At 41.2% G+C, this 17,840-nt stretch carries 12 protein-coding genes; 10 read left to right on the top strand and 2 right to left on the bottom strand.

The window, feature by feature from the left end; all coding sequences use genetic code 11:
• Positions 1-113 precede the first annotated feature (113 nt).
• Positions 114-1,610: a xylulokinase gene (xylB, locus tag I6H64_RS08135; protein ID WP_036685435.1), complete on the top strand. Its 1,497-nt coding sequence runs from the start codon at positions 114-116 to the stop codon at positions 1,608-1,610.
• Positions 1,611-1,653: 43 nt separating this feature from the next.
• Here the strand turns inward: xylB and I6H64_RS08130 are convergent, their stop codons facing one another.
• Entirely contained in the window at positions 1,654-2,820 is a 1,167-nt protein-coding gene (locus I6H64_RS08130) for an AraC family transcriptional regulator (RefSeq protein ID WP_036685433.1), read from the bottom strand.
• Positions 2,821-3,046: 226 nt separating this feature from the next.
• Between I6H64_RS08130 and ptcA the strand changes: the two genes are divergently transcribed.
• The 5 genes from ptcA to I6H64_RS08105 all read left to right on the top strand — a co-directional run bounded on the left by ptcA (position 3,047) and on the right by I6H64_RS08105 (position 8,707).
• Positions 3,047-4,078: a putrescine carbamoyltransferase gene (gene ptcA / locus I6H64_RS08125; RefSeq protein ID WP_008841688.1), complete on the top strand. Its 1,032-nt coding sequence runs from the start codon at positions 3,047-3,049 to the stop codon at positions 4,076-4,078.
• Between the two features lie 44 nt (positions 4,079-4,122).
• The gene (locus I6H64_RS08120) at positions 4,123-5,514 is read left to right on the top strand and encodes an APC family permease (protein WP_008841687.1); all 1,392 of its coding nucleotides are present in this window, start codon (positions 4,123-4,125) and stop codon (positions 5,512-5,514) included.
• Positions 5,511-6,605, top strand: coding sequence for an agmatine deiminase (gene aguA, locus I6H64_RS08115; protein ID WP_004166520.1), 1,095 nt, complete (start codon positions 5,511-5,513; stop codon positions 6,603-6,605). The genes I6H64_RS08120 and aguA (I6H64_RS08115) overlap by 4 nt, the downstream gene beginning before the upstream one ends.
• Positions 6,606-6,798: 193 nt before the next feature.
• Entirely contained in the window at positions 6,799-7,890 is a 1,092-nt protein-coding gene (aguA, locus tag I6H64_RS08110) for an agmatine deiminase (RefSeq protein ID WP_008841686.1), read from the top strand.
• Positions 7,891-7,903: 13 nt separating this feature from the next.
• Entirely contained in the window at positions 7,904-8,707 is an 804-nt protein-coding gene (locus I6H64_RS08105) for a MurR/RpiR family transcriptional regulator (RefSeq protein ID WP_008841685.1), read from the top strand.
• A 127-nt stretch (positions 8,708-8,834) separates the two neighbouring features.
• Here the strand turns inward: I6H64_RS08105 and I6H64_RS08100 are convergent, their stop codons facing one another.
• Complete coding sequence (locus tag I6H64_RS08100; RefSeq protein ID WP_008841684.1) at positions 8,835-10,214, bottom strand: MFS transporter; 1,380 nt, start codon at positions 10,212-10,214, stop codon at positions 8,835-8,837.
• Between the two features lie 237 nt (positions 10,215-10,451).
• Between I6H64_RS08100 and I6H64_RS08095 the strand changes: the two genes are divergently transcribed.
• The 4 genes from I6H64_RS08095 to I6H64_RS08080 all read left to right on the top strand — a co-directional run bounded on the left by I6H64_RS08095 (position 10,452) and on the right by I6H64_RS08080 (position 17,777).
• Positions 10,452-11,312, top strand: coding sequence for an AraC family transcriptional regulator (locus I6H64_RS08095; protein WP_036685430.1), 861 nt, complete (start codon positions 10,452-10,454; stop codon positions 11,310-11,312).
• Positions 11,313-11,425: 113 nt separating this feature from the next.
• Positions 11,426-13,801, top strand: a complete 2,376-nt coding sequence (locus I6H64_RS08090) for a hypothetical protein (protein ID WP_008841682.1) — start codon at positions 11,426-11,428, stop codon at positions 13,799-13,801.
• Between the two features lie 77 nt (positions 13,802-13,878).
• Positions 13,879-14,721: an aldo/keto reductase gene (locus I6H64_RS08085; RefSeq protein WP_008841681.1), complete on the top strand. Its 843-nt coding sequence runs from the start codon at positions 13,879-13,881 to the stop codon at positions 14,719-14,721.
• Between the two features lie 317 nt (positions 14,722-15,038).
• Positions 15,039-17,777 (top strand): sigma 54-interacting transcriptional regulator, encoded by a 2,739-nt coding sequence (locus I6H64_RS08080; protein WP_008841680.1) that lies wholly within the window; start codon positions 15,039-15,041, stop codon positions 17,775-17,777.
• Positions 17,778-17,840: the final 63 nt, after the last annotated feature.

Here is a 17,840-nt window from a genome sequence, read left to right as displayed (position 1 = left end):
AGGTGACGATGCAATCATGCGATGCGCGTGCGTTGAAAGCATTGAATGTTTGGGGGGACTAAGAAAAAAGATTTTTCTTGGTCCTCTTTTAATATAATAGGTGGGTGAAGGAAATGGCATATGTATTAGGAATTGATTTAGGAACCAGCGCGGTAAAGGTAACGGCCGTAAACCGTGCTGGGCAGATTGTGGCGCAAAGTAGTCAAGAATACGCAATTAGCAATCCGCAAGCGGGGTATAGTGAACAAAACCCGGAAGATTGGGTACAAAAAACTACGCTAGCAATTCAAAATTTGGCAGCGGTGGAACATTTAGATTTGTCTAAAGTTGAAGGAATCAGTTATTCGGGGCAAATGCACGGATTGGTACTGATGGACAAAAACTACCGGGTGTTACGGCCAGCAATTTTATGGAACGACACCCGAACCACTGCCCAATGCGAAGAAATTACGGATAAATTAAGGGGAGATTTTTTAAAAATCACCCGCAACCGTCCGTTAGAAGGCTTTACCTTGCCTAAAATTTTATGGGTAAAGGAAAATGAACCAGAAATTTTTGCGCAAACTGAAGTCTTCTTACTGCCCAAAGATTACGTACGGTTCCGCATGACCGGCAAAATCGGGATGGAATATTCCGATGCTGCCGGGACGGTGTGGCTAGACGAAATTCATAAAACTTGGAGCAAAGAAATTGCGGATAAATTGGCGTTACCGTTGGAAATCTGTCCCCCATTATTAGAATCCACTGCCGTCGTGGGAAATATAACCGTAGCTTACAGTGCAATTTCCGGTTTGCCTGCTGAAACTAAGGTGATTGCTGGCGCAGCGGACAATGCGGCTGGTGCAATTGGTGCGGGGATTATCAGTGAAGATAAAATTTTATCCAGTATTGGTACCTCAGGCGTAGTTTTGGCTTACGAAAAAGATCGTAAAACGGATTACGCCGGACGATTGCATTTCTTTAATCACGCAATTCCGGACAGTTATTATTCCATGGGAGTGACGTTAGCGGCGGGTTACAGCTTAAGTTGGTTTAAACAAACTTTTGCAGGTCAGCAAAAGTTTACCGACCTAGTGGAAGATGCTAAAAAATCGCCGATTGGTGCTAAGGGGCTGCTATTTACCCCCTACATTGTGGGAGAACGGACGCCGTATGCAGACGCTCAGATTCGGGGAAGTTTTATTGGCATGGATAGTCGCCAGCAACTTCACGACTTTACTCGAGCGGTAATTGAAGGAATTACCTTCTCTTTTCGTGACTTGTTGTCGATTTACCGGTCTGAAGGCAAGCATTTTGTAACTGCGGTAGCTACGGGTGGTGGCGCCAAGAGTGCGTTATGGATGCAAATTCAGGCGGACGTTTTTAATATGAACGTAGTTAGTCTTGAAAACGAACAGGGTCCTGGGCTAGGTGCAGCAATGCTTGCGGCTGTTGGAGTTGGTTGGTTTAAAGATTTGGCAGAATGTTCGGAAACGTTTGTGAAGTATGGAAAAGTTTACCGTCCTAAAGCTAATAACGTTGCGAAATACGACCGAATCTACCGAATTTACCAACAAGCATACTCAGCCACCCGACCGATGACCGGTGATTTATTAAAAATTGATAATTAGGCTACTATTTGACAAAGACTCAGAAATTTTCTGGGTCTTTTTATTATTCAAAATGATAAGTTAAATTTTCATTGCGAAATTCGCCAGGGGTGATCCCCATAAATTGTTTAAACGTGTGCACAAAGTGACTTTGACTAGAATAATGCAATAGGCCACTGATTTCTTTTAATGAAAGTTCGGTAAATAGCAATAAATGCTTGGATTCCTGAATTTTCTTGTGGTTAATGTACACGTGAATCGGCTGGCCAACTTCTTTTTTAAACTGGGTAGAGATTGAAGTTTTATGCCGGTTAGTGAAATCAGCCAAATCAGCGAGGGTAATCCGATCGTAAATATGCTCATCGATATAATTTAGTATTTTTTGCACTAATTGGTTTTTGGTTGCGTATTGGTAGGAATGGATCATGTCCATAAATTTGTAGGAGGCTTCCTGGACGGAAACCAGACATTCCGCGTAAGTATAAATGCTTTGCAAACGTTGTAATAGGGCGTCAGAAAGGCTGAACGCTTGCTCGGCTGGGACGCCGTCTTCGATGCTGACCCGGGTTAAGATCGTGATTAATCCCGCATATTTATATTTCAAACCCTCCAAGTCACTGTCCGATAGTTTGACTTTGTAGGTATCCGCCATCTTTTTGAACAACCACTTTATCTTATCCGGCTCGTTTCGCCGAATTGCTTCAATGTAACGCCGTTCAAATTCGTAGGAGTCAAGGGTGTTTTTCTGATCGCGGCGACTCGAAAGGTTTTGGGCTAAGTGATAATTGGTGGATTTATAGACTCGATCATAATACCAGTGCTGCTTTTGGTTTTGGCCCAAAGTTCCACGGATGATTGCAAAAATTAAGTTAGTAAATTGCTCAAATCCTTCCCGAGAAGATTTACTGTAATGGATTCCAGCAAAATAAGTATGTCCCTGAAAATGGATTGAATCTGATCCAGCTTCTAAAGCACCACACGGCCCAATCATTACGGTTCCAGTCCCGTATTCGGGAAGTTCAAAAGCAAAATTACTATAAAAGAAAGCGCCCTTCTTAAAATAACGAATCTCGTTAGGGTGGGTTTCTTCTAGGACTTGTTCTTTAAAGTTCCGCGAACTCCAGTTAGTTTTGGGAATCACGATTTCGTATTGATCATTAACTAGGAATAAAGGAATTAAATATTCCTTGTATAACTGATCTAAAACATATTTTAAAGTTGCGTTATCCATGATCATCCCGTCCTTTGGCTTAGCTATTAACTTTATCCTAGCTGGTTGTAGGGGGAAAAGCAATTAGAAAGGGATTTTTGAAAAGTGGGACATGTTTCATAAAATGACACGCGTTACAAGTCGTGAATGCGAGTTGCAAGACCATTGAAAACGCTTTAATAAACAAAAGCCGCCCACTATGATGTAAATGTAAACAAGCTAAGTTACATGAAAGGAAGTTTTGGAAATGGCAAAACGCGACTATATCGATACAAATACTTACACCCAGGAAGAAATTAGGTTCATGATTCACCTCGGGCTGAAATTAAAGGAAGCCATCAAAAACGGATATTACCCGCCATTGTTGAAAAACAAGACGTTAGGAATGATTTTTGAGCAAAGTTCTACTAGAACCAGGACGTCTGCGGAAGCTGCAATGACGGAATTAGGCGGACATGCGCAATATTTAGCACCTGGGCAAATTCAACTTGGTGGACATGAAACCATTGAAGATACATCTCAAGTACTTGGCCGAATTTTGGATATTATTGGCGCTCGGGTTGATCGGCACAAGACGGTTGCGGAAGTTGGTAAATACGCCAAAGTTCCGGTGGTTAATTTTATGAGTGATTATAACCACCCTACTCAAGAATTGGGAGACATTATTACCATGCAAGAGCACCTTCCAGAAGGCAAACAATTGAGTGATTGCAAGATTGTGTTTGTGGGAGATGCCACACAAGTCTGCGTGTCCACAATGTTTATGGCAACTAAGATGGGGATGGACTTTGTACAATACGGACCAAAGGGGTTCCAAATGAAAGACGACGTGGTTAAAGTGGGCAAACAAAACGCCAAAAAATATGGCGGGAGTGTCACAATTACTGAAAATGCTGACGAAGCTTTACAAGATGCAGATTTTGTTTACACGGACGTTTGGTACGGTTTGTATGATGATGAAATGCCAAAGGAAGAACGAATGAAAATTTTCTACCCTAAGTATCAGGTGAACGCCGAATTGATGGCAAAGGCAAGCAGTCACGTTAAATTTATGCATTGTCTACCAGCTACTCGAGGGGAAGAAGTAACTGATGAAGTTTTGGATTCCGATTATTCGATTGTTTGGGATGAAGCGGAAAATCGGAAAACGGCGATGCGAGCGATTTTTGTTTATTTACTGAATCCCACTTTAGAATATGCTTCGCCGGCAGTGGCAGCGCATTATGATGCTGAATTAGAATTAATGCTACGGAATGCTCCTGAAAGACGGCAAGGCTAACCCCGTTTTAAGCGCATGGTGCGTGATAGATTGGAGATTATATTATGGAAACGGGAAAAAAGAAATTCAAACTATTTGATGCAGTATTGATGTCGGTAGTGGTAATTTTGGTAGTTGAATCAGCCGCTCCGGCTGCTGCAATTGGCACTTCACAATTCTTTTGGTGGATTTTTCTCTTAGGGTTATTTTTCTTGCCTTACGGTTTAATTTCCTCCGAATTAGGAACGACTTATACGGGAGACGGCGGTTTATACGACTGGGTGAAACAAGCCTTCGGTTCTCGATGGGGCGGCCGGCTAGCGTGGCTATATTGGATTAACTATCCGATTTGGATGGCGAGCTTGGCAGTGCTTTTCACCCAGGTGGCGGAAACCATTTTTAACTTAAAACTAGGAACGTGGCTTGCGGTTGGTATTCAATTAATTTTCGTGTGGTTCGTGGTAATCGTTGGTAACCAACCGGCCTCCGAAAGTAAATGGATTATGAATTTAGCAGCATTCGCGAAAATTTTTACCATTCTTTCGTTAACGGGATTAGGAATTTACGTAGCGGTAACTAGGGGAGTGGCAAATAGTTTTGCGCCGCGGGAATTTTTACCCCAAATGAACATTAACAGTCTAAGTAATTTATCGATTATTATTTTTAATTTCCTAGGTTTTGAAGTGGTTGCTACCATGGCGGATGATATGGACAACCCCCGCAAGCAAATCCCACAAGCAATTATTTATGGGGGAGTTTTAATTGCAGTTTTCTACTTGATGTCGGCCTTTGGCATGAGTGCAGCAATTCCTACCAACGAGTTGTCAGCATCGAGCGGGCTACTAGACAGTTTTATCCTCTTGATTGGTAAAATGAACTGGTTTGTCGTTGTTATCGGAGTTTTATTCTTGTACATTTTAGTTTCTGAAATGGTATCTTGGGCACTAGGAGTTAATTACGTGGCGGATTACGCAGCGAAAGATCATGTTTTACCAAACGTATTTGGGATTGAAAATAAGCAGCACATGCCGGTTGGAACAGGGTATTTAAACGGTGTGGTAGCTACCATCTTAATCGTGGTTGCCCCCCTGATTCCTAATCAAGACATTTTTTGGGCATTTTTCTCTTTAAACGTAATTGCCCTGCTGCTTTCGTATACAATGATGTTTCCAGCCTTTTTAAAGCTCCGCAAAATTGATCCTCAACGAGACCGCCCGTTTAAGGTTCCCGGTGGGAAGGGGTTACTGTGGTGCATGACGTGGATTCCCGAGTTTTTACTTTTACTGACGGTAATCTTTACTGCAGTACCCTTGAATACTACTGCTGCAGAATTATCTGCCAAGGTGCCAATTTTAATTGGGGTTATTGTTACCCTAGTAGTTGGTGAATTAGTTGTTAGAATTGCTGAACGTCGAGAAGTTAACCAACGTTTAAAAATAAAGGAGACGCAAAAATGAAGACCTTAGATAGTACCCCTAAAAAAGATGGATTTAGAATGCCAGGAGAATTTGAAGAGCATGCGGGTGCCTACATGTTATGGCCCCAACGCCCCGATAATTGGCGAAACGGCGGTAAGCCCGCCCAAAAAACTTTTGCGCAGGTAGCCGAGGCAATCGCCGAATTTGAACCAGTGACGGTGGGCGTGAATGATGATCAATACGAAAACGCCCGGAATATGTTACCTGACCAGGTGAAAGTAATCGAAATTTCTAATAACGATTCCTGGATTCGAGACTGTGGCGCGACCTTCGTGAAAAATGATCACGGAGAATTACGCGCTGTAGATTGGACGTTTAATGCCTGGGGAGGTTTGGTAGACGGACTTTATTTCCCATGGGATAAGGACGATCGTGTTGCTCAGAAAATGGCAGAATTGGAACAAACAGATCGGTACCGGCTGGATGATTTTGTGTTAGAAGGTGGATCAATCCATGTGGATGGACAAGGTACTTTAATTACTACGGAAGAATGCCTATTATCGGAAGGACGCAATCCGCAACTCTCTAAGGCTCAAATCGAAGAAGTGCTTAAAGAACACCTTAACTTGGAAAAAATCATCTGGTTGAAGAAGGGAATCTACCAAGACGAAACAAACGGACACGTGGATAACATTGCTAATTTTGTTAAACCTGGGGTAGTCGCCCTTGCTTGGACGGATGATCAAAATGATCCCCAATACGAGATTTCTAAAGAAAACTTGGCGATTTTGGAAAATGCAACGGATGCCCAAGGTCGCAAACTTAAGGTGGTTAAGTTAAGAGTTCCTAAACCAGTACTGATCACTAAAGCAGAAAGTGAAGGGGTGGACGCGGTTGATGGCACGCTACCAAGAACGGAAGGCGAGCGTCTAGCAGCTAGTTATATCAACTACTACACCGCAAATGGCGGGATTATTTTCCCACTATTTAACGACCCTATGGATAAGGAAGCTCAAAAAGTGTTGAGCGAATTATATCCTGATCGCAAAGTGGTAGGTGTTCCCGCACGAGAAATTTTACTTGGTGGAGGAAATATCCACTGTATTACTCAGCAGGTTCCTCAACGCTAAGATGAGGAAAATAATTGAGGTGGGAAGAAAAGCATAATCCTACCTCAATTTTTATTTTCAAATATGGAAAACTAATTGAATGAAATTAGCGTGTGCTCCATGTTTTGAGAGTAAAATTAACTATTCGTAATTCAGCAATTTTTCGAATAAAGAAGGAGAATTACGAAAAAAAGTCAGAAGGGATTAATTGGCAATGAAGTTAACAACAATTCCCCAACAGGATGGTTTTTGGATGCCAGCCGAATTCGAATCCAAGGGACAAAGTTTAATGATGTGGCCGCAACGCCCCGATAATTGGCGTAACGGTGGTAAACCAGCACAAAAATCTTTTGTACAGTTAGCAACATTAATAACAAAGTATCAGCCAGTAACGGTGTTTGTAGACGAAAATCAATATAAAAATGCGCGAGCGATGTTACCCACCCAGATTCGGGTTTTAGAAATGAGCAATAATGACGTTTTTATTAAAGATACGGGACCGATTGAATTGGTTAATGCTGATGGAGTGGTGCGTTGTATGGACTTTGGGTTTAATGCCTGGGGCGGATTGCTCGATGGTCTTTATTTTCCTTGGGATAAGGACCAGGAGGTAACCGGAAAGTTAGCTGACTTATTTGGCTGGGACCGTTACCAGTCGGACTTTATTTTAGAAGGATGTTCGGTAGTGACCGATGGGGAAGGTACCTTGATTACTACTGAAGAAGTGGTACTTTCGGAAGGGCGCAACAAGGGAATTACTAAGGCTCAAGCCGAAGAGGTTTTCCAAAACTATTTGGGTGCCCAAAAGGTAATTTGGCTTCCGGAAGGATTTTTCTTAGATGAAGCTGGGGGTGACGTGGATAACATGGTTAATTTTATTCGACCAGGCGAAATTGTTTTGTCGTGGACCGATAATCCGGGCGATCCGCAGCACCGGATTAGTCAGCGTGCTTACGACATTTTAAGTCAGACAACAGATGCCCGTGGACGAAATTTAATAATTCATAAAATGGATTTGCCACAGCGTCCGGTAAAATTGACGGCACTGGAAGCAGAAGGGGTTGATCCAATTAACGGAATGTTACCCCGCACGGAAGGGCAACGGTTAACCGCTACTTATGTTAATTATATTACGCTTGACCAGGCGATTATTTTTCCGGAATTTAACGATCCTAACGATCAAAAAGCCCGCCAAGAGTTAGCTAATTATTATCCCGACCGGGAAATAATTGGTTTTCCCGCTACCGAAATATTAACGGGTGGGGGTGGATTACATACAGTCGTGCTTAACATGCCGGGACATTAATGGAGGGTGGCTTATGAATTTTTTTGACATTGTAGAGTCACATCTCAGTACGTTAACCAAAAATGAACAAGCACTATTTGACTACGTAGTTTCCAACATGGATAAAATTAAAAACCAAAGTATTCGCGAAGTTGCTAGTGAAACTTACGTATCAACGGCAACATTCTTACGTTTCGTCAAGAAAATTGGGTTTGTGGGGTTTAGCGAATTCACCACGGTAATTAAATATACCGTCCTTAACGAAAAAAACGAGCAAGAAAAAGAGATGCCGTTCGAAGTTAGCCAGGTTGATTATCGAGAAGAATACCTAAAAAATATTACTGAATCAGTCCGGGTGATCCCACCTAAGAAATTACACGAGATTACTAAACAACTGGCTAATCATCCCACCATTTACCTGTTTGCTAAAGGAATTAGTAAGTATGCGGCAGATTACGTATATTACGTTTATACGATGGCGGGGTTTACGGTGAAGTATCCCCGGGATCGCGATTTTCGGCGAATGGCCATTAAACAAGTTAAATCGGATGATTTAGTTTTCATGCTTACGTATAATGGCCGTAATCGCGAGTTTTTAGAAATGATTAAACAGTTAAAAGGAACGGCGCAAACACCTTTTTTAATTTCAATCACTGAGCCGGATAACAACACGATCCAGAATTTGAGCGATATTAATTTATATATTTTTGCAGACGTAATCGAAGTTAACGACGTTGAAATCAGTTCACGAGTTTCTACAATTGCGTTGATGGAATTGATTTTGTACCAATATATTGAAGATTATGGCGGTCAAGATTTTAACTTTATGAAAAAATAAAGAGAGTGGGACAAAAGTGGGGTAGTTTGCGAGCATTAACTGAAAATTGACCATTATGCCTGAGTTTGGCATAATGGTCAATTTTTGGTTAAGCGGAACCAACTGACTTTTGTCCCACGTTTTGGGGCTAATTGTTATTTAGAATGGTCGCACGGCGTTCTTGTAATTCAGCTTTAATACGAGTTTCTTTAGCTTCGTAGCGAATGTAAAGTACCATGATTAATGCACCGATAATAAAGAAAATGGCAGGTAAATAACTAATACAGAATCTGATTGCAGATAAAGTTGCGCTGCTTTGAGCACTTCCAGCGTGATATCCAACATGATTCAGAATCATTGAAGGCGCCCATCCCCCAAGACCTGAGCCAATTTTAATCGCGAATGAGCTGCCAATAGCAGTTAAAAATCCGCTTGCACGAATACCGTTTTTCCACTCGCCGTAGTCAACCGTGTCTGAAAGCATAGCAAATGGCATAGAAACGGAAATCCCAGTACCGATTGAAGCAATACTCCATACTACTGATAACAAAATTAAAGAATGACCTGCAAGAGGGATTAAAAGCTGTCCTATTGCAGCAATTAACATGCCTAAAATTAAAACGTGTGATTTTTTAAATTTTTTGACCAATAGTGGGATCAATAGCATTCCGACCATCTGGAACATTACCAACCCGTTGAGAATAGAGGCAAATCCTTTTATACCAAGATTGTATTGTGTGTAGTAAACCACAACGGAAGTTCTTGAGGCATTACCTAACCAGTAAAAGATAAATACAACGACTAAAATCACCCATGGCCAGTTATTCTTAGCGGCCTTAATTGATTGTAAAATAGGGAGTGATTTTTGCGTCGATTGATTGATTTCTCGGGTGTCAAAGAACGCAAATAACAGTAAGATAAATCCTAAAATTCCAAAAACAATGGCTGTGTATCGCCAACCTAGTAGGTCGTTACCTTTACCTAAAAATGCGGCGATTCCTAGAGTAAAAGTTGCGGTGATAAAGTAACCGATGTTTCCTCCAATCATTCGAGTACTGTTTAATTTAATTCGTTCGTCAGAATCATTAGAGAGATTAGGTAAAATCGATGTGATCGGAGTGGACATCCCTGTATATGAGATTCCAAACAATAGGTATGTAATCATTGCCCACCAAAATTTAGCGTTTGTAGTTAATTGCGGTGACCAAAACATTAGAACGAACAGGATGGCAAAGGGAAAGGCCATCCACAAAAAGTAGGGTCGACTTTTGCCCCATTTAGTATGAGTGTGATCAATGATAAATCCCCAAACGGGAGCGTCAAAAGCGTCAAGAATCCGTGCAGCAAGTAAAATGGTGCCTGCAGCGGCTACTGATAGACCAAAAATGTCAGTATAATAATACAGGATAAATGTAGTAACCGTTGTATACAGTATGTTACCTGCTGCATCGGTACTAGCATAGGCAAGCATCCGATGGAAAGGAACCTTGGCATTGTTTTTCATAGCTTCAGCAACTTTATTAGTCACGATAGAACCTCCATTTCAATAATCGAAAGCGATTTCATTTAGGAGCGAATTACGATTTAGTACTCTTAATTAAGATTAGTTTAGTAATGCGCTTTCAAAACCAAATTTAGTTCAATTATTCCAATTTGAAAATCTAATAGATGACAGAAAATTTATAAAATATCACACTTCATAACATCTAAACTTGGTGAATAAGTTATTCTGAAGATGGTGGTAGAAAATAAAGGAGGCGCGCCAATGAAGCAATATATTTCAATTTCTTGTTTACCGTTGCCAACTTTTATTGAGGGCAACGAAGCAACTTTTTATCCTGGTGATCGACACCCCAACCGAACTGATTTACAATACTTTGTTTTGATATTTATGACCAAGGGAACTTTATACATTGCTGAAAATGGAAAAGATTACACAGTCTCGGCTGGAGAAATGATGATTCTTCTACCTAAGCATCATCATTACTCGTGGAAAGCAATTGACGAGGAAACCCATTATTATTGGGTACATTTTTATGTTTCGGGGCACTGGACGCAAGCTAATTCGCCTACGTCTATGAGGCCAACAATTGAGGTACCAACTTTGCATTATAATACGCCAATATTAACGCTTCATCTGGGTAAACATTCCCGGATTCCTGAGTTTGATAAAGTTTTAGATACGGTAAAAAAATTGTTTGATGAGAGTACCAAATCACAAAGTTTTGGTTTTTGGCGAGCTCAACAGCTTTTTATTGACGTTTTACAATTTATTCAAGTGCACTCCAAAGAAGAAAGTAAGCTTAACGAGCTTGCAGATCAGGTTCAACGGTACTTACGGGATAATTATGCACAAAAAATTACTAATGAGAGTTTAAGCGCACAATTTCATTTCCATCCTAATTATATTTCGCGAGCTTTGAAACAAACTGTTGGACTGACGCCGGCAGAATTTTTAGTGCAGTATCGGATGGAAGAAGCTGAAAAACGGTTATTAAATACAGAAATGACTATTTCTGAAATTGCTGAAAGTTTGGGTTTTCAAAATGTTTATTACTTCTCCACATCATTTAAAAAGTATACTGGAATGGCACCGCAAAAATATCGGAGCGAAAAACAGGTTTGAAAGGGTTAGTTTTTATAAAAATAAGTTACAAAATTGCATTTATCCTAAAATGAAAGCGGTTATCATGATAATTAAGATAATATAAGGCATTTAGCCGGTAAGAAGGTAGCAAAATGGATAATAAAGAATTCTTGGTGCAACAAAGTCATCGTGGAGCAGTAACTAAATTACAACTAAAAAGTGATTCTTCTGCTATGAACTGGGTTATTGATCCTGCATACTTGGCTGAAACAGGTTATCATGATGAAGATAAATTGTTTGGGGAATTCACCCTAAGATTTAATGAAAAGAATTATAACAGTATTGATTATCTTCCAGAAATTAAACAAGGAGCGGATGCTTGTCAGGTGACTTTTAAAATTGGTGATGTACGAGTTAGTAATACTTATAAGTTACATGCTCATGATTTGCAATGGAACATAGCTTTAGAAAACATGACTAATCGACCAATTAAAATTGAAAATTTTGGCGTATGGGCAAGTTTTGCATACATAATGTTTCGTGATTTAAAGGTTCAACGAAATGCAAATCAATCGGCAGCAGTTTTTCCTTCAATTTCACCAAATTATACTAAATTAGCCGTTGTTCGCCGGGACAATACATTTCCTAATTTAGGACTATACCAGACGACCGGAAGTATGCAATCTGTCGGAACTTATAACGAATACTGTAACCGCTTTTTCGATAATGTATCACCTTCACTAGATGGAATGCTATTCCATCAACTAGTGCTGGCCGGAGGTTATCCTAATGCGAAGCAAGCGCCTACTGATGATTGGATTTACTCCCGAAAGTCATTAGATTTAAGCGGACGTCAAGAAAAAAATTGGGAATTTAGGTTAGCTTCCTTTACTAACCAGGATAATTTTTATGAGGTGGCTCAACGATACGAACATCCATATATCCAATTTGCGCCGCTTGTAACCAACGCAATGCAGAAATTGGTTCTTGATGAAAATTCGACGCAACACGTTAGTAAAATCACGGATTGTTATCAAACTAAAAAGAACTTAGAGTACCAAGATTTAACCGCAAAATTAGAAGGAAGATATTTAGAATATGCGGTCAGTGGAGTGGGCGAGCACCAAATAATAATTGAATTTGATAACGGAAAAACTGACATGATAGTTTTTAATAAAATGAATTCTATCAAGCAGTTACTGCGACAGCGAGCTGACTATATTATTGAACACGCTTATTTAGGTCCTGAAGGTACGCCAGCATATGGTTTTGCACCAATTTCTAATCAAGGTGAATCTATAGGTAAAATGAATTTCGTAATTCAAGAGTGTTTGCTGGATCCAACGGTTAAAAATCGTGCCCAGAAAATACAGTTAGTTGAAGAAAGTGCAGTTAAGTATGTGCGTGAAAAATGGTTTGAAAATGGTGACTTTAGAAGACCTCGGAAATTATATGGCGATTTTTACCGAGTAATGGATTTAGAATACATTGCACACTTGTACTTCTTACTATCTCAATGTAGTGACCAGTTTTTACGACTTCACACGGCTAAAGACTATTTAAAGTGGGCAGCGGAAGTCTTAAACGTGCGAGTTAATCCTAACCTTCATGAGGATCCACGTGGTAAGGCGGAAGCGCAAATGTTAGGACAGTATTTCTTATACGTTGAGGACCTACTTAAAGCGTTAAAAGCAAAAGGGTTGGATAAAGAAGAACGTGAAATAGAAATAGCTTGGCAAAATGCCACGGAAAGAATTGCAAAAACTAGCAACCAATTGTCTGCGGCAGTAACCGAACACTTTTATGATAATGCGGGCTTCGGTCCAGCTGCCGGTGCCTTGGCATTAGCTGGTTATTCACACGCTTCGCAAATTTACGGTGAACTATTGAAAGCTAATATTGGCTATAGCAATGATTTTCGCGCTCAAAGTCCAGACCGGTGGTGGGAAGCTTTATCATATATGATTCACTCTTTGTGGGGTGGTGTGACAGCTGCCTCAGCAGTAATTACTGGTAGAGAGCTTAATGATCCGGCATTGATTAAAGCTGGAAATCGGGCAACGGCGGCAGTGCTCTATATGTATGATGCCAATGCGACAACTACTAAAAGAAAACTCAAAACTGGTGAAGCAGCGTCTACGTACAGTATCGCTGGACCAAATCTTAACCGACCTGATCTATCCCGAGATCGGTTTGGTCAATCAGTGTTTTATACAAATGGTGGTATTTTTTCTAAGCTATTCCCTAATGGCTATACTGGGGAAGACGACTGGGATATGGGTGAAGAACTTGTAGCATATTTAAATGGTTTAGGACAAGAAACTTACGTATTTCAGAATAAAAATGGTGATATGGAGGTCATTAATGGACAAATTATCGCCAAAAAAGGTTTGAAGATTGTAATTAGAAGTCACGCACCATACCCTACGCGTTATATTGACCTAGATAATGGCAATGTATTGCGAAAGGATGTAGATGAAGTTACTTATAACACCCAACAGCATTGTTTTGAATCTGAAAAAGAATGACCATAATTACTCGCATTTCATCCAGCAAGTGCTATGCTTAACGTAACAAGAAGGTTCATTGAAAGGAGCTCATTCAAATGGATATTCAAAATAATTTGATTACGTTGGCAGATGGCAATCAGATGCCACAAGAAGGCTTTGGATTATATAAAGTTCGTGGACAAGCAGCGGTTGACACGGCGGTGAAAGCAGCCTACGAAAATGGCTACCGGTTGTTTGATACGGCACAACTCTACGAAAATGAACAAGAAGTGGGAAATGCGTTTAAAAAGTTTGCGATTCCTCGGGAAGATATTTTCGTGACTACCAAAGTGACGGAGGCACGGCAAGGCTATGATGAAGCGATTGCCTCGGTAAAAGAATCCCTGCAGAAGTTGCAAATGGACTACGTCGACCTGTTATTGATCCATTGGCCAGTTCGTCAACACTTTTTTGAAACGTGGCGCGCGTTTGAGGATCTGAAGAAGGCGGGCTTGACCAAGTCAATCGGGGTCAGCAACTACCAAACTATTCATTTGGAATATTTGGCAACTAAGGCGCACGAAATGCCGGTGGTTGATCAGGTGGAAATGCATCCCTTCTTAACCCTTAAACCAGTGATTGAATTTAATAAGCAACACGACATCGTTACCCAGGCGTGGAGCCCATTAGGACGCGGAACGGTGCTTGACCAAAAAGTGCTTAAGGAGATTGCGGATAAGTACCAAAAATCGTCTGCTCAAGTGGTTTTGCGGTGGCACTTGCAAAACGGGGTGGCGTTCATCCCGAAGTCGGTGCATGAAGAACGAATTGCTCAAAATGCCGACATCTATGACTTTGAACTGTCGGATGAAGAAATGAAGCAAGTCGACAAGCTAAATAAGTTCGCAAGAACGGGCCGCGAACCAGAATTGACGTATGAATATGGGCGGATGTATTAAAAAGAGCGTGGAAGCCACCGGGTAATTTTCGAGGATTAACTGGATTTTAGGTTTAATCGCGGTTTGAGCGGTTAGACTTAAAATTTGGTTAACCGGAAAAAATTGGTGGCTGGAACGCGTTTCGACAAGGCAACAGGGGGCGCAAGTCCAAGTCATTAAAAAATATGGGGACTAATCGAATTTTGTCGATTGGTCCCCATATTTTTTTGCTAGCTATAAAAATCTAGGGTTACCAACCCCACCTTGCGCACTTTTCTCCCCTGGGATACACTATCCGTAAATTGATAACGTTTTCATAGTGGTTAGGAGAGTTTTTTATGGTGAAGGATCAAGTAGCAGCAATGCTGCAATCGGTAACGGAAAGAGAAGATTGGCAAGAACACGGCGCCACCGCGGAGGACTTTAGCCAACGGTTGGGAGTGCGGCGGAACACAATTAGTGCGTACTTAAATGATCTTTATAAAGAGAAGGTTGCAATCAAACTTAATTCACGTCCGGTTAAATTTTGGGATAGGGCAACTTTAGAACAACGATACGGCATCGTTTTAGAAAATACAGAGTTTGAAAGTCAAGCGGCGTTGGAAAACATTGTATCTCAGCCTAAACGGACAGCCTTTGACGAAGTAATTGGCGGACACGGTTCGCTATACACCCCAATTGAAAGACTGAAAGCGGCCGCTGGCTACCCAGGCACCGGGTTACCCGTGTTAATTACCGGGCCTACGGGAGCAGGAAAAACTTATTTAGCGCAAGTTTATTACCAATATTGCGTGGATAAGGGGTATTTAGCACCAGAATCCCGCTTTGTACACCTAAACTGTGCGGAATATGCTGACAATCCGGAACTTTTAGCAAGTAATTTATTTGGTTATAAAAAGGGGGCCTTTACGGGCGCGAACCAAGATAGTACGGGACTATTTGATGAAGCAGATGGCGGAATGTTATTTCTTGATGAAATTCACCGGCTTGATGCTAAGGGACAGGAAAAATTGTTTAATTACTTGGACAACGGGATAATCACGCCGTTGGGTGCAACTAAAGAGGGGCATCATGTACAAGTTCGGCTAGTTTTTGCGACTACCGAAGATATTCAAAGCCATTTCTTAGACACCTTTATTCGCCGAATCCCCATTCAAATTGAAATCCCAGAACTAAACGACCGACCACGTCAGGAGCGCGAAAACTTGGTTAAGTTATTTTACCTCCGCCAATCCCAGAAAATTCAACGCAAAGTGTTAGTAAATACCTCGGTGCTGAATATTTTAAGTTCCAGCAGTTACCTTGGTAACGTAGGTCAATTAAAGAACACCATCTTAATTTCGGTGGCCAATAGTTTACAACGGGCGGCGCAAAGTTCGAATATTGAAATCTTATTAGCAGACGTTCCCAAAACGGTAATTGACCATAATATTCAAGACGCGAGTTTGCTATCGTTTAGCGACCAGTTCATCAGCGTGCTGCCAACCATGAAAATTGATGATTTAATCTCCGAATCCCAGGCGTATACCGATGAAATTAAACGGGTTATGTTAAAAATTATTCAGCAATTCCAGCAAACGGCCAAACGGAACGCCTTCATTGACAATGCCATCGACGAAATTAACCAACTGTGTGACTACTTAATTTTTAAGAAGGATACGGAAAAAAGCGACATGTCGGTGGGCTTTTTGAAAAAGATGTTTGCCGATCGAATTGCTAACGTCGAAAACAATAGTGACACCCAGTTTATGGGCAACGTCGCGTTAGTTTTAGCGTACTACTTTTACAACCGTAACCGTGCTAACTGGCATTTGGTACAACGCGACGAACAGTGCATTCAGCAAATTAACGCCACTTTTCATGGTGAGGATGCGGAAATCGATCAAATTGTTGGGGATCTGCGTTTAATTACCGCAAAGACCATGAACTTGCATCTTGACGACGTGGATGAGCTATTTATCCATCTGTACCTACGGAGCGTGAAGAAGGAAACCAATAGCCAAAACATTCGTTGTATTATCCTCTCCCACGGTTATTCGACCGCCAGCAGCATTGCCAGCGTGATCAATAATTTATTTAACGAACACGTAATGGACGCGATCGATATGCCGTTGGATATTGACGTGGCGGAGATTGGCGAAAAGGTCAGCAGTTACGTGAAAAATCGCCAAATTAACCGGGGACTAATTTTAATGGTTGATATGGGCTCCTTGGAGGGCATTCAAAAGTTCATTAGCAGTGAGATTGATTTTCCGATTGCCATTGTTAACAATGTCTCAACTCAGTCAGCGTTGCTAGTGGCCGATGATATTCGGCATCATAAAGATATTGAGCAAATCATGCGAAACGTTCGGCAGGCGATGGTGCCTAAAACGCAAATTATCTATCCAAAAGAAATTAAGCGCAATCTAATCGTAACCTGCTGCTTTACCGGGATTGGCACGGCTAATAGTGTCAAAAAACTGTTGTTAGATAGCATGCCGGCAGAAGTGGACTGTCAAATTCAGGCCTACGAGGTTGACCGGTTAAAGGCTGAAGAACAAATCGCCATTTTCAATAAGTTGTACAACGTGGTGGCGGTAGTGGGGACGATCGACCCCGGACTTCCCGACGCCCCATACATTTCCTTGGAAAGCATTATTTCCGGAAGCGAGATGGAGAAGTTGGATAAGGCTTTGCAAGTATGCATGACTACGGAGCAGCTCCAACAGTTTAAAGAACAACTGATTCACAGTTTTTCATTAGAGCGGGTAATTAATTCCATTACCATTCTGGATGCGCATTTGGTGATGGATAATATTGACCGCGCCATTAATAAATTTAACCAGTTAAGCGGGCACCAGTTAGGCAACATCACAAAAATGTCGTTATACGTGCATGTGAGCTGCCTAATTGAGCGATTAATCCGAAACGAACCGATTACCAGCTATGATTTAGAACAGCTTTCCGACACTGAAGACCAACGGCTTTTTAAATGGATAAAAGAGTCTTTTAGTGTGATTGAAAAAATTTATAGTGTCGAAATCCCAGCCTCCGAATACGGCTATATTTTCGACATTATCCAAGCAGATGCCTAAAAATCAGTGACTTGACTGAATAAAGGAAGGGCGTGCCAGAAGTTGGCACGCCTTTTGCTTTTA

Origin of the sequence: Pediococcus acidilactici, assembly GCF_016127815.1 — a bacterium.
Lineage (GTDB): Bacteria > Bacillota > Bacilli > Lactobacillales > Lactobacillaceae > Pediococcus > Pediococcus acidilactici.
This window is presented reverse-complemented; position numbering and strand designations above follow the sequence as displayed.

What these genes read in the sequence shown, in the direction of transcription:
- I6H64_RS08095 (WP_036685430.1), top strand. Translation starts at nt 10,452, where the DNA reads ATGAAGCAATATATTTCAATTTCTTGTTTACCGTTGCCAACTTTTATT.
- I6H64_RS08130 (WP_036685433.1), bottom strand. Translation starts at nt 2,820, where the DNA reads ATGGATAACGCAACTTTAAAATATGTTTTAGATCAGTTATACAAGGAA.
- I6H64_RS08090 (WP_008841682.1), top strand. Translation starts at nt 11,426, where the DNA reads ATGGATAATAAAGAATTCTTGGTGCAACAAAGTCATCGTGGAGCAGTA.
- aguA (WP_004166520.1), top strand. Translation starts at nt 5,511, where the DNA reads ATGAAGACCTTAGATAGTACCCCTAAAAAAGATGGATTTAGAATGCCA.
- xylB (WP_036685435.1), top strand. Translation starts at nt 114, where the DNA reads ATGGCATATGTATTAGGAATTGATTTAGGAACCAGCGCGGTAAAGGTA.
- I6H64_RS08105 (WP_008841685.1), top strand. Translation starts at nt 7,904, where the DNA reads ATGAATTTTTTTGACATTGTAGAGTCACATCTCAGTACGTTAACCAAA.
- I6H64_RS08120 (WP_008841687.1), top strand. Translation starts at nt 4,123, where the DNA reads ATGGAAACGGGAAAAAAGAAATTCAAACTATTTGATGCAGTATTGATG.
- aguA (WP_008841686.1), top strand. Translation starts at nt 6,799, where the DNA reads ATGAAGTTAACAACAATTCCCCAACAGGATGGTTTTTGGATGCCAGCC.
- I6H64_RS08080 (WP_008841680.1), top strand. Translation starts at nt 15,039, where the DNA reads ATGGTGAAGGATCAAGTAGCAGCAATGCTGCAATCGGTAACGGAAAGA.
- ptcA (WP_008841688.1), top strand. Translation starts at nt 3,047, where the DNA reads ATGGCAAAACGCGACTATATCGATACAAATACTTACACCCAGGAAGAA.
- I6H64_RS08085 (WP_008841681.1), top strand. Translation starts at nt 13,879, where the DNA reads ATGGATATTCAAAATAATTTGATTACGTTGGCAGATGGCAATCAGATG.